This window comes from Streptomyces sp. NPDC057438 (assembly GCF_042802995.1).
GTDB lineage: Bacteria > Actinomycetota > Actinomycetes > Streptomycetales > Streptomycetaceae > Streptomyces.
Map to the genome: position 1 here is coordinate 71,858 of NZ_JBHVDD010000023.1, position 12,462 is coordinate 84,319.

The 12,462-nt window shown below is 71.6% G+C and carries 15 protein-coding genes; 7 read left to right on the forward strand and 8 right to left on the reverse strand.

Annotation, left to right across the window (positions count from 1 at the left end):
- Positions 1-6: 6 nt before the first annotated feature.
- From ACFU5F_RS15785 to ACFU5F_RS15795, 3 genes are all read right to left on the reverse strand, one after another.
- Entirely contained in the window at positions 7-792 is a 786-nt protein-coding gene (locus ACFU5F_RS15785; protein WP_383887172.1) for an electron transfer flavoprotein subunit beta/FixA family protein, read from the reverse strand.
- A 204-nt stretch (positions 793-996) separates the two neighbouring features.
- Entirely contained in the window at positions 997-1,506 is a 510-nt protein-coding gene (locus tag ACFU5F_RS15790; protein WP_383887174.1) for a flavin reductase family protein, read from the reverse strand.
- A 181-nt stretch (positions 1,507-1,687) separates the two neighbouring features.
- On the reverse strand, positions 1,688-2,101 hold the full coding sequence (locus ACFU5F_RS15795; RefSeq protein ID WP_383887175.1) for a thioredoxin family protein: 414 nt from the start codon (positions 2,099-2,101) through the stop codon (positions 1,688-1,690).
- A gap of 75 nt (positions 2,102-2,176) precedes the next feature.
- Here ACFU5F_RS15795 and ACFU5F_RS15800 point away from each other — a divergent pair, with 75 nt between their 5' ends.
- Positions 2,177-2,593, forward strand: coding sequence for a DUF4395 domain-containing protein (locus tag ACFU5F_RS15800; protein WP_383887177.1), 417 nt, complete (start codon positions 2,177-2,179; stop codon positions 2,591-2,593).
- A 185-nt stretch (positions 2,594-2,778) separates the two neighbouring features.
- Positions 2,779-3,507: a 1-acyl-sn-glycerol-3-phosphate acyltransferase gene (locus tag ACFU5F_RS15805; RefSeq protein ID WP_045561734.1), complete on the forward strand. Its 729-nt coding sequence runs from the start codon at positions 2,779-2,781 to the stop codon at positions 3,505-3,507.
- Positions 3,508-3,511: 4 nt separating this feature from the next.
- On the opposite strand, the gene ACFU5F_RS15810 is transcribed toward ACFU5F_RS15805, so the two are convergent.
- From ACFU5F_RS15810 to ACFU5F_RS15825, 4 genes are all read right to left on the reverse strand, one after another.
- On the reverse strand, positions 3,512-4,105 hold the full coding sequence (locus ACFU5F_RS15810) for a transglutaminase domain-containing protein (protein ID WP_383887179.1): 594 nt from the start codon (positions 4,103-4,105) through the stop codon (positions 3,512-3,514).
- A 92-nt stretch (positions 4,106-4,197) separates the two neighbouring features.
- Positions 4,198-5,268 carry a threonine aldolase family protein gene (locus tag ACFU5F_RS15815; protein ID WP_383887181.1) on the reverse strand — a complete coding sequence of 357 codons (1,071 nt, stop codon included), beginning with the start codon at positions 5,266-5,268 and terminating at the stop codon, positions 4,198-4,200.
- Positions 5,265-6,017, reverse strand: coding sequence for an SDR family NAD(P)-dependent oxidoreductase (locus ACFU5F_RS15820; RefSeq protein ID WP_383887229.1), 753 nt, complete (start codon positions 6,015-6,017; stop codon positions 5,265-5,267). The genes ACFU5F_RS15815 and ACFU5F_RS15820 overlap by 4 nt, the downstream gene beginning before the upstream one ends.
- Before the next feature lie 47 nt (positions 6,018-6,064).
- Positions 6,065-7,462, reverse strand: coding sequence for a DUF6421 family protein (locus tag ACFU5F_RS15825; protein WP_383887183.1), 1,398 nt, complete (start codon positions 7,460-7,462; stop codon positions 6,065-6,067).
- 410 nt (positions 7,463-7,872) lie between these two features.
- On the opposite strand from ACFU5F_RS15825, the gene ACFU5F_RS15830 reads away from it, so the two are divergent.
- On the forward strand, positions 7,873-8,556 hold the full coding sequence (locus ACFU5F_RS15830; RefSeq protein WP_086750551.1) for a glycerophosphodiester phosphodiesterase family protein: 684 nt from the start codon (positions 7,873-7,875) through the stop codon (positions 8,554-8,556).
- A gap of 3 nt (positions 8,557-8,559) precedes the next feature.
- On the opposite strand, the gene ACFU5F_RS15835 is transcribed toward ACFU5F_RS15830, so the two are convergent.
- Positions 8,560-9,099, reverse strand: coding sequence for a GNAT family N-acetyltransferase (locus ACFU5F_RS15835; protein WP_383887186.1), 540 nt, complete (start codon positions 9,097-9,099; stop codon positions 8,560-8,562).
- Positions 9,100-9,223: 124 nt separating this feature from the next.
- Between ACFU5F_RS15835 and ACFU5F_RS15840 the strand changes: the two genes are divergently transcribed.
- From ACFU5F_RS15840 to ACFU5F_RS15855, 4 genes are all read left to right on the forward strand, one after another.
- Positions 9,224-9,616 (forward strand): VOC family protein, encoded by a 393-nt coding sequence (locus ACFU5F_RS15840; RefSeq protein ID WP_383887188.1) that lies wholly within the window; start codon positions 9,224-9,226, stop codon positions 9,614-9,616.
- Positions 9,617-9,729: 113 nt separating this feature from the next.
- Positions 9,730-10,494 (forward strand): VOC family protein, encoded by a 765-nt coding sequence (locus ACFU5F_RS15845; RefSeq protein WP_383887190.1) that lies wholly within the window; start codon positions 9,730-9,732, stop codon positions 10,492-10,494.
- 213 nt (positions 10,495-10,707) lie between these two features.
- Positions 10,708-11,262, forward strand: a complete 555-nt coding sequence (locus tag ACFU5F_RS15850) for a DUF5134 domain-containing protein (RefSeq protein WP_383887231.1) — start codon at positions 10,708-10,710, stop codon at positions 11,260-11,262.
- Between the two features lie 138 nt (positions 11,263-11,400).
- The gene (locus ACFU5F_RS15855) at positions 11,401-12,342 is read left to right on the forward strand and encodes a M56 family metallopeptidase (RefSeq protein ID WP_383887192.1); all 942 of its coding nucleotides are present in this window, start codon (positions 11,401-11,403) and stop codon (positions 12,340-12,342) included.
- Positions 12,343-12,462 lie beyond the last annotated feature (120 nt).

Genomic DNA, 12,462 nt, shown 5'->3' on the forward strand with positions numbered 1-12,462 from the left:
GGGGCCTTAGATGAACTTCTGGCCCGCGAGGAACTCGGCGAGCTGCTTGCCGCCCTCGCCCTCGTCCTTGACGATCGTGCCGGCGGTGCGTGCCGGGCGGGCGGCCGCGGAGTCGACAGCGGTCCAGGCGCCCTCCAGACCGACTTCCTCGGCCTCGATGTCGAGGTCGGACAGGTCCCAGGACGCGACCGGCTTCTTCTTCGCGGCCATGATGCCCTTGAAGGAGGGGTAACGCGCCTCGCCCGACTGGTCGGTCACGGAGACGACGGCCGGCAGGGACGCCTGCAGCTGCTCGGAGGCGGCGTCGCCGTCCCGGCGGCCCGTGACGACCCCGTCCTCGACGGAGATCTCGGAGAGCAGCGTGACCTGCGGGACACCCAGCCGCTCGGCCAACAGCGCCGGAACGACACCCATCGTGCCGTCGGTGGATGCCATACCGGAGATCACCAGGTCGTAGCCGGCCTTCTCGATCGCCTTCGCCAGCACCAGCGAGGTACCGAGGGCATCGGTGCCGTGCAGGTCGTCGTCCTCGACGTGGATCGCCTTGTCCGCACCCATCGACAGCGCCTTGCGCAGCGCGTCCTTGGCGTCCTCGGGACCCACGGTCAGCACGGTGATCTCGGCGTCGTCGGCCTCGTCGGCGATCTGCAGCGCCTGCTCGACCGCGTACTCGTCCAGCTCGGAGAGCAGACCGTCCACGTCGTCACGGTCGACGGTCAGGTCATCGGCGAAGTGCCGGTCGCCAGTGGCGTCGGGCACGTACTTCACAGTGACAACGATCCTCAAGCTCACGCCGGCTCTCCTACTGCATCGTCATTTCTGGGCTGCCTTCTGCAAGGCAGCATAGGCGCCTGAAGCGGCCGATCCCGATCGGGGCGACCTGCGCTCCGAACAGAATATTACTCACCAGTACGACGCCTACGCTCCCGCATGTCGTGCCCGCTAAGCAAGCGCTTTGAACTGTGAGTTAGGCAACCCTGCGTAATCGCGCGGGGATCAGTCTCGCAGACCGCCGAAGCGGCCCTGGTGGTACAACAGCGGCCGGCCGGCGCCCGACGGGTCGCCCACGACCACCTCGGCGAGGACGATCCGGTGATCGCCCGCCGGGACCCGCGCCACCACCCGGCAGACCAGCCAGGCGAGCACGTCGTCGAGGACGGGAACTCCCTCCGGGCCGCTACGCCATCCGGTGGGCGCCCCGAAGCGGTCGGCGCCGCTGCGGGCGAAGGTGGCGGCCAGCTCCCGCTGGTGCTCCCCGAGTATGTGCACGCCGACGTGGGCGGCCTCGGAGATCACCGGCCAGCTGGACGCTCCCGTGCCGATGCCGAACGAGAGCAGCGGGGGCTCGGCGGAGACCGAGGTGAGAGAGGTGGCGGTGAAGCCGACCGGACCGCCGTCGCCCTGCGCGGTGATCACGGCGACGCCCGCGGCGTGCCGCCGGAAGACGGAGCGCAGGAGGTCGGGGGAGGCCAGACGGGGCGAACGGAGGCCGGAGGTGGCCGTCATGGAGGTGTCCTTCTGCCGGGTTCGACGGGATCGCGTGGGGCTGCTCACGGTCCCGGACAGCTCGAACTCGCCGTGCGGACCAGGTCCACGTGCACGCGCGCGAAGAGAAGGAGTTCTCGGGGCATTCCGCCAGGCTGACGACGGGGGAGGCCAACCGTCAAGTACGTCCCGGTGTGCGGCTTCACACGGCCTCACCGAGCGCGGCGATCACGTCAGCCCTGCGCGGCTGGCCCGTCGCCCTGCGCACGATCCGGCCGTCGGCGTCGAGGACGAGCACGGTCGGCGTCTTGAGGATGTCCAGCCGGCGTACGAGATCGAGGTGTTCCTCCGCGTCGATCTCCACATGGGCGACGCCGGGGACCATGGTGGCCACCTCGGCGAGCACCCGGCGGGTCGCCCGGCAGGGGGCGCAGAAGGCGCTGGAGAACTGGACGAGTGTGGCCCGTTCACCGAGCCCCTCCCCCAACTCCGCCGCGTCGAGCCGCTTGTCGCCGTCCCGCCCGCGCACTCTCACCCTCCCGCTCCGCCGCCGATGCAGCACTCCGTAGGCGCTCGCCAGCGCGAGCACCAGCCCACACACCACAAGTCCGGTCACAGCGTGCTTCAGCGTTCACGAGACTGCAAAGATTCCCTGCTCCCGGCCGAGAATGGCTTGAGGAATGCTTGACGCATGGACATCGATGCGAGGGGACCGCGCTTCGGGGCGGCCGTGACGACCGTGGTACTGGCGGTCGTGCTGATCACCGGGAACGCCTGGCTGCTGGCGTGGCAGACGCTCGCCTTCGCGCTGGGCGCGGCGGGCGGGGTGGGGCGTTCGCCGTACGGCTATGTGTTCCGCACGCTCGTACGGCCGCGGATCGGGCCGCCGACGGAGTTCGAGGCGCCGCAGCCGCCGCGGTTCGCCCAGGCGGTCGGGCTGGTCTTCGCCGCGGCGGGTCTGATCGGTCTCACGGCGGGGCCCGCCTGGCTGGGAGTGGCGGCGACCGGCGCGGCGCTCGCCGCCGCCTTCCTCAACTCGGCGTTCGGATACTGCCTCGGGTGCGAGATGTACCTGCTCGTCCGACGGGTGACGGTACGCGCGGGGTGAGGGCCGGGTGCGCATCCGGTGGTCGGTCATGTGTCCGACGTGACGAGAATCTCGCCGCGGCCGAGCGCCAAGACTGGCTACTCGTGCGTTCTTGGGGCACGATCTGCGGGATGCCGTAAACCTACGGCTGCGTAACTTCCCGCCGGGAGACCCCGTCCAGGCAGAGAGAAGGGTCCACTCCGCCCATGGCAGAGCTTGTCTACCGCCCCGCGATCGGTCTCGCCCAAACCCTGTTCAAGGTCTGGGACCTGAAGATCGACCTCAAGGGGACGGAGAACATTCCGCGCTCGGGCGGCGCGGTGCTGGTGAGCAATCACATCGGCTACCTGGACTTCATCTTCGACGGCCTGGCCGCGCTGCCGCAGAAGCGTCTGGTGCGTTTCATGGCCAAGGAGTCGGTGTTCCGGCACAAGGTCTCCGGTCCGCTGATGCGCAACATGCGGCACATCCCGGTGGACCGCAAGCAGGGCGAGGCGGCCTACGCGCACGCCCTGGACTCGCTGCGTTCCGGTGAGATCATCGGCGTCTTCCCCGAGGCCACCATCTCGCAGTCCTTCACGCTCAAGAGCTTCAAGTCGGGCGCCGCCCGGCTGGCCCAGGAGGCGGGTGTCCCGCTGATCCCGATGGCCGTGTGGGGCACCCAACGGCTGTGGACCAAGGGCCACCCGCGCAACTTCAAGCGCAGCCACATCCCGATCACCATCCGGGTGGGCGAGGCGATAGAGGCCTCCAAGGACAAGTACGCAGGCGCCATCACCCGCCAACTCCGCGAGCGCGTGCAGGAGTTGCTGGAGGCCGCCCAGCGCGCTTACCCCGTGCGCCCCAAGGGCCCGGACGACACCTGGTGGATGCCGGCCCACCTCGGCGGCACGGCCCCCACACCGGAGCAGGTCCGCGAGGCCGAGGCCCGCTGACCCGTCACAGCGCCTCGGGGAGCGTCCTCCACAGCCGGGCCCGGTCGGGGGCGGCCCGGAGGGCGCTGAGCACGGCGGGATGCGGGGCGGCGTACAGCGTCGGGTGGTCCGACTCGCCCGCCCCGGCGTCCGGGACGAAGGCCAGGTGCTCCCCGTCCAGCGAGAACCGGGCGTTCACGCCCGGCTTGTTGCCCCGGGGGTCCTGGCGGTGCCAGGCGCCGCGGAAGCGCACGGCGACCAGGCCGTGGATCACGTGCCCGGCGCCGTCGTCGTGCGCGAGTCGCTGATAGCAGAGGGCGGTGGGGATGTCCTCGGCGCGCAGCAGCGCGGCCAGGGCATGGGCCTTGGCATAGCAGATCCCGGTGCGCTGCTCGAGGACGTCGGACGCGCGCCAGGTGACGCGTGGATCGCCGGCGTCCTGGGAGTGCGTGATGGCGTCGCGGACGAACTCGAACGCCGCTCTCGCATAGCCATACGAGTCCTCCACGCCCCGGGCGAGCTGCGCGGCCATCCGCCGTACGGCGGGACGGTGGTGGTCGATGGCCTCGTCGGCGGCCAGATAGGCGGACAGGTCCGGGTTCTGCTGGATCAGTTCCATGCCCGTGGAGCATAGGAAAACGATCACCCGAGAGTCAATGACTTTTCGGGTGACCGTATATCTATGCAGTGTCCGATGGGTCTCGACGGACCTCAGCGGGCCATTTCCTCCTTGAGCGCCGCCACGAACCGGTCCACGTCCTCCTCGGTGGTGTCGTAGGAGCACATCCAGCGGACGTCACCCGCGGCCTCGTCCCAGAAGTAGAAGCGGAAGCGCTTCTGCAGGCGCTCGCTCACGTCGTGCGGGAGCCGGGCGAAGACGGCGTTGGCCTGCACCGGGTACAGGATCTCGACCCCGTGGACGGCGCGGACGCCCTCGGCCAGCCGCTGGGCCATCTCGTTGGAGTGGCGGGCGTTGCGCAGCCAGAGGTCCTTCGCCAGCAGGGCCTCCAGTTGCGCCGACACGAAACGCATCTTCGAGGCCAGCTGCATGGACAGCTTGCGCAGGTGCTTCATGTGACGGACGGCGTCCTGGTTGATCACGACGACCGCCTCGCCGAACATGGCGCCGTTCTTGGTGCCGCCCAGCGAGAGCAGGTCGACGCCGACCGCGTTGGTGAAGGTCCGCATCGGCACGTCCAGGGCGGCCGCGGCGTTGGCTATCCGGGAGCCGTCCAGGTGCACCTTCATCCCGCGGGCGTGGGCGTGCTCGCAGATCGCGCGGATCTCCTCGGGCGTGTAGAGGGTGCCGAGTTCGGTGCTCTGCGTGATCGAGACGACCTGCGGCATCGCCCGGTGCTCGTCGTCCCAGCCGTACGCCTGCCGGTCGATCAGCTCGGGGGTGAGCTTGCCGTCGGGTGTGGGCACGGTGAGGAGCTTCAGGCCCCCGACCCGCTCCGGCGCGCCGCACTCGTCGACGTTGATGTGCGCACTCTCGGCGCAGATCACCGCGCCCCAGCGGTCGGTGACCGCCTGGAGCGCGACGACGTTGGCGCCGGTGCCGTTGAAGACCGGGAACGCCTCGGCGGTGGCGCCGAAGTGGCTGCGGGCGATCCGCTGGAGGTTCTCGGTGTACTCGTCATCGCCGTACGCGACCTGGTGCCCGCCGTTGGCCAGGGCCAGGGCGGCGAGCACCTCGGGGTGGACCCCCGCGTAGTTGTCACTGGCGAAGCCGCGGATCTCCGGGTCGTGATGGCGCCGGGCGTCGGTCTTCGGAGGGTTCACGGCTTGTCGGTCAGCCACAGACGGTTTCCGTTCACTTCGGCGGCGGACTTGTCCCAGACGCCGGCGATGGCCTCGGCCAGTTCCTTGACGTCGGTGAAGCCCGCGAACTTCGCGTTGGGGCGGTCGGCGCGCATCGCGTCGTGCACCAGTGCCTTCACCACCAGGATCGCAGCCGCCGAGGTCGGCCCGTCCGGCCCGCCCGCCTTGCGGAAGTAGTCGGCGGTGGCGAGCGTCCACGCCTCGGCGGCGGCCTTGGCGGCGGCGTAGGCGGCGTTGCCCGCGGTGGGCCTGCTGGCGCCGGCGGCGCTGATCAGGACGTACCGGCCGCGCTCGCTGCGCTGCAGGGCCTCGTGGAAGGCGAGGGAGGTGTGCTGCACGGTTCGGATCAGCAGCATCTCCAGGAAGTCCCAGTCGTCGAGGCTGGTCCGGGTGAAGGTCTCGCTGCCGCGCCAGCCGCCGACGAGGTGGACGAGGCCGTCGACCCGACCGAAGTCCCTCTCGATGCGGGTGGCCCAGTCACGGGTCGACTGGAGGTCCAGCAGGTCGACCGTGTCGCCGACGACGGTGGCGCCGCCGTGGGCGTAGCGGGCCGCGTCGACGGCCTCGGAGAGCCGCTCGGGGTCGTTGTCGGAGCCGACGACGATCGCTCCCGCGTCGGCCAGCCGCAGCAGGGCCGCCCGGCCGGCGGGTCCGCCCGCGCCGGCCACCGCGATCACCGCGCCACTCAGTGCACCGTTGCCGTTCTGCATGGTCCTCGCCTCCTGAGCGGCGTCCGAGACGCCCGCGGATCCGGCGCTCACGCGGCGATCCGCTCGGCGTTCGCCGCGGTGATGCCCTTGGTGGAGGCGATCACGGACTTCAGCTTCTTGGCGAGCGCCTCATAGAACATGCTGAGCGGAAACTCGTCCGGAAGCACGTCGTCGACGAGTTTCCGCGGCGGCTGCGTCAGATCCAGGGCGTCGGGGCCCTTGGCCCAGCGGGAGCCCGGGTGGGGGGCGAGGTACTCGGCGACCAGCTCGTACCCGGCGAACCAGTGGACGAGCTTCGGACGGTCGATGCCGTCGCGGTAGAGCTGCTCGATGTCGGCGCAGAGCTGGTTGGTGACCTGCGGGGCGCGCTGCCAGTCGATGTGCAGCTTGTTGTCGGTCCAGCGGACCACGTCGTGCTTGTGCAGGTAGGCGAAGAGGAGCTGTCCGCCGAGCCCGTCGTAGTTGCGGACCCGCTCGCCGGTGACCGGGAAGCGGAACATGCGGTCGAAGAGCACGGCGTACTGCACGTCACGGGCCTGCGGGACGCCGTCGGCCTCCAGCTTCACGGCCTCCTTGAAGGCGGTGAGGTCGCAGCGCAGCTCCTCCAGGCCGTACATCCAGAACGGCTGGCGCTGCTTGATCATGAAGGGATCGAAGGGCAGGTCGCCATGGCTGTGGGTGCGGTCGTGGACCATGTCCCACAGGACGAAGGCCTCCTCGCAGCGCTTCTGGTCGTGGACCATCGCGGCGACGTCCTCGGGCAGCTCCAGGCCGAGGATGTCGACGGCGGCGTCGGTGACCCGGCGGAAGCGGGCGGCCTCGCGGTCGCAGAAGATGCCGCCCCAGGAGAAGCGGGCCGGGGCCTCGCGCACGGCGATGGTCTCCGGGAAGAGGACGGCCGAGTTGGTGTCGTAGCCGGCGGTGAAGTCCTCGAAGGTGATGCCGCAGAACAGCGGGTTGTCGTAGCGGGTGCGCTCCAGCTCGGCCAGCCAGTCGGGCCAGACCATGCGCAGCACGACCGCTTCGAGGTTGCGGTCGGGGTTGCCGTTCTGCGTGTACATCGGGAACACCACGAGGTGCTGGAGGCCGTCCGCGCGGTTGGCGGCGGGCTGGAAGGCCAGCAGCGAGTCCAGGAAGTCGGGGACCCGGAAGCCGTTCTCGGCCCAGCGGCGCAGGTCCTTGACGAGCGCCTCGTGGTAGGCGGCGTCGTGCGGCAGCAGCGGGGACAGCGCCTCCACGGCTCCGACGACCTCCTGGACCGTCTTCTCGACGTCGTCGGCGGCGGGGGCGTGCCCGGCGTCGAAGTCGATCGAGCCGTCCTTGGACTGCCAGGGCCGGATGCGCTCCACGGCATCCTTGAGCACGGGCCAGGCCGGGTGCTCCACCACCCTACCGACCGAAGGAACAACGCCCTCCGCAGCCGTCTGCGCAAGAATTTCCGTCATGACCCATCCTTCACGGGAGAACCTTTCGTAGTGACACCGTACGTAGCGAGGGTTCCTCACCGCAAGACCGATCTTGAGCGGCCAGCCGGAAATCTTCCCGCCACTCCCGGCTCCTAACCGCTGAATCTCCTGTCACACGAGGCATGGATCACAGTTCGTGCGTCACGCTCTCCGGACGGAGGCACTCGGGGTCAACGCGCGCCGGACTCGCCCACTCAGGGATGACCCGATCGGTGCGCAGCAGCTGCGGAAACGGTCCTGTTCCCGGGCGTGACACGGGGTGACACGGCCCGAAAGGGCTCGTGCACATGCGGATGCATCGCACGGCCGGAGGACTACGCTGCGCCCAGCCGCGTGCCGCCCCTCCCGGTCACGCGGGCCGAGCCGCCGTCGACGGAAGCGAGTCCACCTTGAACTTCCTCACCATCGGTCACCGCGGTGTCATGGGTGTCGAACCCGAGAACACCCTCCGTTCCTTCGTGGCCGCCGATCGCGCGGGCCTCGACGTCATCGAACTCGATCTGCATCTGAGCAAGGACGGCGCGCTCGTCGTCATGCACGACGCGGACGTGGACCGGACGACGGACGGCACGGGCCCGATCGCCGACAAGACCCTCGCCGAACTGCGCGCCCTCGACGCCGGCCGCGGCGAGCGCGTCCCCACCTTCGAGGAGGTCCTGGACGCGGTGCGGGCACCGCTGCAGGCCGAGATCAAGGACACGGCGGCGGCCCGCGCCCTCGCCGAGGTCATGCACCGGCGCGACCTGGTGGGGCGGGTCGAGGTGCTGTCCTTCCACGACGAGGCGGTCGCCGAGATCGCCCGCCTCGTGCCCGGGGTGCGCACGGCGCTGGTCGCCAGCCGCTACGGCCCCGACGTGGTGGACCGGGCGGTGGCCGTGGGCGCCGCCACCCTCGTGCTGAACATCCGGCGGCTGACCCTGGAGGTCGTCGAGAAGGCCCGCAAGGCGAACCTGCGGATCATCGGCTGGGTGGTGAACACCCAGGACCATCTGCGCCTGGTCCGCGCGCTCCAGCTGGACGGGGCGACGACCGACTACCCGGACATCAAACGCACGGGCCGCTTCACGGCCTGACGCTCACCCGAGCCGCTTGACCAGCAGCTCGAACTGCAGGTCCGTGCGCAGCGGCACACCGAACCGCTCGTCGCCGTACGGGAACGGGGTCATCCGTCCCGTACGGCGGTAGCCGCGCCGCTCGTACCAGGCGATGAGGTCGTCCCGTACGGAGATCACGGTCATGTGCATCTCCCGGGCACCCCAGGTCTCGCGGGCGATGCGCTCGGCCTCGGCGATGATCACCTTGCCGAGGCCGCCGCCCTGCAGGGCCGGGCTCACCGCGAACATCCCGAAGTAGGCGTGGGGGCCGCGGTGTTCGAGCTGGCAGCAGGCGACGACGGTGCCGTCCCGCTCCACGGTGAGCAGCCGACTGTCGGGCGACTTGATGACCTGCAGCACGCCCTCGGGGTCGGTCCGCTGCCCGTCGAGGATGTCCGCCTCCGTGGTCCACCCGGTCCGGCTGGAGTCTCCCCGGTACGCCGACTCGATCAGCGCGACGAGGGCGTCCACGTCGCCGTCGGTGGCGTCGCGGAAGGTCAGACCGGTGGCGGCGGTGTCCATGGGCTGCTCCAGGCGGATGTCTGCGGGCGAACACGCACGAGGGTATCGGCAGCCGCCTCCCGCCCGAGGCGCGGGGAAGCGCCACGAGACCCGTGCGCAGCGCCCGGCACCTACCCTCGATCGCATGATCCACGTACTCAGCAGCCGCACCCTCCTGCGCCCCACCGACCCCGAGCGGTCCCGCGCCTTCTACGGTGAACAGCTCGGGCTCCCCGTGTACCGCGAGTTCGGCACGGGCGACCGCCGGGGCGTCGTGTACTTCCTCGGCGGCGGTTTCCTGGAGGTCGCGGGCCGCTCCGAGACCCCGCCCTCGCCCGCGCTGAAGCTGTGGCTGCAGGTGGCGGACGTGACCGCGGCGCACGACGAGCTGCGGGCGGCCGGGGTGGAGGTGCGGCGGCCGCCGCTGAAGGAGCCGTGGGGCCTGATCGAGATGTGGATCGCCGACCCGGACGGTACGGAGATCGTGCTGGTGGAGATCCCGGCGGATCACCCGCTGCGGTACCGGCCGGGCATCTGACGCCTCGCCCACCGGTGGCCGGGGCCGGGACTGCGCGCCGCCCGCCGGTGGCCGGGGCCGGGGCTCGGGCATAGCGTGCCGGCAGGGGACGGATCCCTCGCGGGAGGAACGCCATGAAGCTCGACGTGCCCGTCATCGGTGGACCTTGCTGGACCGAGCTGGGGACCGGCGACCTGGACGCGGCGAAGCGGTTCTACTCCGAGCTGTTCGGCTGGCGTCCGCGGACCGATCCGCACCGGGAGGCCGGCGGCTACAGCGTCGCGCACCTCGGTGACGCGGCGGTGGCCGCCCTCGCCCCGCTGTACCAGGAGGCGCAGCCGGTGGCATGGAACGTGTCGTTCGCGGTGAGCGACGCGGACGCGGCGGTCCGGGCCGTGCGGGCGGCGGGCGGGACCGTGGTGCTGGAGCCCATGGACGTCCTCGACCTCGGGCGGTTCGCGGTGGTGTTCGACCCGGGCGGCGCGGCCTTCCAGCTGTGGCAGGCGCGTTCCTTCCCCGGTGCCGGGCTGTTCAACGCGCCCGGCACGCTCGGCTGGGTCGAACTGCTGACCCGTGCGCCGGAGCGGGCCGGGTCCTTCTGCACGACGGTGTTCGGCTGGAGCGTGCGCGCCGGCGAGCACTGCACGCAATGGGGCCTCGACGGCGCCGACTTCGGCGGCATGGTCACGATGGACGACAAGTTCCCGCCCGAGGTGCCCGCGCACTGGCTGCCGTACTTCGCCGTGGAGGACATCGACGACATGGCCCGTACCGCCGTCGAGGCGGGCGGCACCCTCCTCATGGAGCCCAGGACCGTGCCGGACGGGCCCAGCATCGCGGTCCTGCGGGACCCGCAGGGGGCCGCCTTCGGCGTGTATCCGGCCGGTCTGGAGGGCTGACCGGAGAGTCCCCCGGCGCACGGCGGGCCGTGCTCGGTGCTCGCGCGCCGGATCATCGCCCGACGGGCCGTGGCCCCGGGCGGCGCACCCCCACGCGCTCCCCCGCGTACACCCTTGCGCTCGTATGCGCGCCATCGCGTCCGGGCATGCCCTGACCGACTGTCCGACCTCGCTCTCAGCGCTGACCGACGTCGTCGAACGGGGAGGTGCGTGGTGCACGGACCGGTGTGGTCCGGCTGGCTGCTGGTCGCGCTGTGCGCGGTGACCGGCGGGTACTGCCTGCTGCGGATGCGCAGTGCCGTCGAGGAGCAGCGTCGGGCCGCGGGCGGCGAGGCGCTGATGGGGTTCGGCATGGCCGCGATGGCCGTGCCCGCCGCGGCTGTGGCACCACCGCGCTGGGCCTGGCTGGCCTATGCGGTCGTGTTCGGCACGGCGGCGGTGCGCGCGCTGTGGTCGGCCCGTACGAGCGCGCACCATCTGCACCATCTGGTGGGCGCGTTGGCGATGGTCCACATGGCCGCGGCGATGGCCGCCGCACCGGGCGGGGGCCACGGCGGCGCGGGCCCGCCCCTGGTGACCGGGGTGCTGCTGGCGTACTTCGCCGGCTACGTCCTGTGGGCGGGGCTCCGGCTCATGCCCGTCCCGGTGGCGGCGGGCGCGCGGGGCGGAGGTGCGGGGGTGATGGGCTGGGGCGACCGGCCGGAACTGGCGCGGGCCTGCCGGCTCTCCATGGGCATCGGGATGTTCGCGATGCTGTTGCCGGTCTGAGCGGAGTCGAGGCCCGCGCCGCCGGCCGTGGCGGGGAAGCGGTTCGTCCGGTCGTGGGCCGTATCCGGCCGTGGGCTGCGTCACTTCGGCGGCGCCGCCCGTGTCGCCGCGCACCGGCCCGCTCATAGGCTGCGCCCCATGATGGTCCCCGCGGCGTTGTTGCTGCTCGGCGCCCTGACCGCCGTCGTCGCCCCGCGGCTGCTGGCCCGCGCCGACTGGCCGGACCGTGAACCGGTGGTCGCCCTGTGGGTGTGGCAGTGCGTGGTGGCGGCCGTGCTGCTGTGCTGCGTGCTGTCGATGGCCCTGAGCGCGGCGGCCGCCTGGACCGTGGTGCGCGGACCGGTGTTCGCGCCCGCGCCGGACGGGGTCGTGGAGGCGTACGCGCTGGGCGGCGGGGGTTCCTGGGCCGTGGCCACGGCCGTGGCGCTCGCCTGCGGCGGGCTGTGGACCGGGGCGATGCTGGCCCGCGAGATCGTCCGGGCCCGGCGGCTGCGGCAGCGGCGCCATGCCGAACTGCGCCTGCGCGCACCGTTGTTGCCCGGCGAGGAGCCGGACGGCGACCGGCTCGTGGTGGTGGAGGGCGAGCGGCCGGACGCCTGGTGGCTGCCCGGTCCCGCGCCCCGACTGGTCATCACCACGGCCGCGTTGCGCCGGCTGGAGGCACGGCAGGTGGACGCGGTGGTGGCCCATGAGCAGGGGCACGCGCGGGCGCGGCACCACTGGTTGCTGCACTGTTCGGCCGCGCTCGCGGGCGGCTTCCCTCGGGTGCCGGTGTTCGCGGCGTTCCGGGACGAGATGCACCGGCTGGTCGAACTCGCCGCCGACGACACCGCCTCCCGCCGCCACGGCCGCCTCACGATCGCCCTCGCGCTCGTCGGCCTCAACGAGGACCGGGGCGTGTTCGGCCCCTGCCCGACCCCGGAGGACCATGTGCCCCAGCGGGTCGACCGGCTGCTCGCTCCCCCGGAACGTCTCAGTCCGGCGCGTCGGCTGCGGCTGACGGCGTACGCCGCCCTGGTGCCGGTCGTCCCGGTCCTGGTGGCTTTCGTTCCCGCTTTGCGGGCACTCGGCAGGTCGTGACATGGCAAAGAGGGGACAAAGGGCAGCCCAAGAACAACGAGCGGCGCGGCGGCTTCGCTCCGGTCGCGCCGCGTGACAGTGATCTCACGCCCCGGCGTTGGCATGAGACCCCACGAGTCG

What these genes read in the sequence shown, in the direction of transcription:
- ACFU5F_RS15800 (WP_383887177.1), top strand. Translation starts at nt 2,177, where the DNA reads ATGGACATCGATGCGAGGGGACCGCGCTTCGGGGCGGCCGTGACGACC.
- ACFU5F_RS15835 (WP_383887186.1), bottom strand. Translation starts at nt 9,099, where the DNA reads ATGGACACCGCCGCCACCGGTCTGACCTTCCGCGACGCCACCGACGGC.
- ACFU5F_RS15845 (WP_383887190.1), top strand. Translation starts at nt 9,730, where the DNA reads ATGAAGCTCGACGTGCCCGTCATCGGTGGACCTTGCTGGACCGAGCTG.
- ACFU5F_RS15825 (WP_383887183.1), bottom strand. Translation starts at nt 7,462, where the DNA reads ATGACGGAAATTCTTGCGCAGACGGCTGCGGAGGGCGTTGTTCCTTCG.
- ACFU5F_RS15820 (WP_383887229.1), bottom strand. Translation starts at nt 6,017, where the DNA reads ATGCAGAACGGCAACGGTGCACTGAGTGGCGCGGTGATCGCGGTGGCC.
- ACFU5F_RS15790 (WP_383887174.1), bottom strand. Translation starts at nt 1,506, where the DNA reads ATGACGGCCACCTCCGGCCTCCGTTCGCCCCGTCTGGCCTCCCCCGAC.
- ACFU5F_RS15855 (WP_383887192.1), top strand. Translation starts at nt 11,401, where the DNA reads ATGATGGTCCCCGCGGCGTTGTTGCTGCTCGGCGCCCTGACCGCCGTC.
- ACFU5F_RS15805 (WP_045561734.1), top strand. Translation starts at nt 2,779, where the DNA reads ATGGCAGAGCTTGTCTACCGCCCCGCGATCGGTCTCGCCCAAACCCTG.
- ACFU5F_RS15840 (WP_383887188.1), top strand. Translation starts at nt 9,224, where the DNA reads ATGATCCACGTACTCAGCAGCCGCACCCTCCTGCGCCCCACCGACCCC.
- ACFU5F_RS15810 (WP_383887179.1), bottom strand. Translation starts at nt 4,105, where the DNA reads ATGGAACTGATCCAGCAGAACCCGGACCTGTCCGCCTATCTGGCCGCC.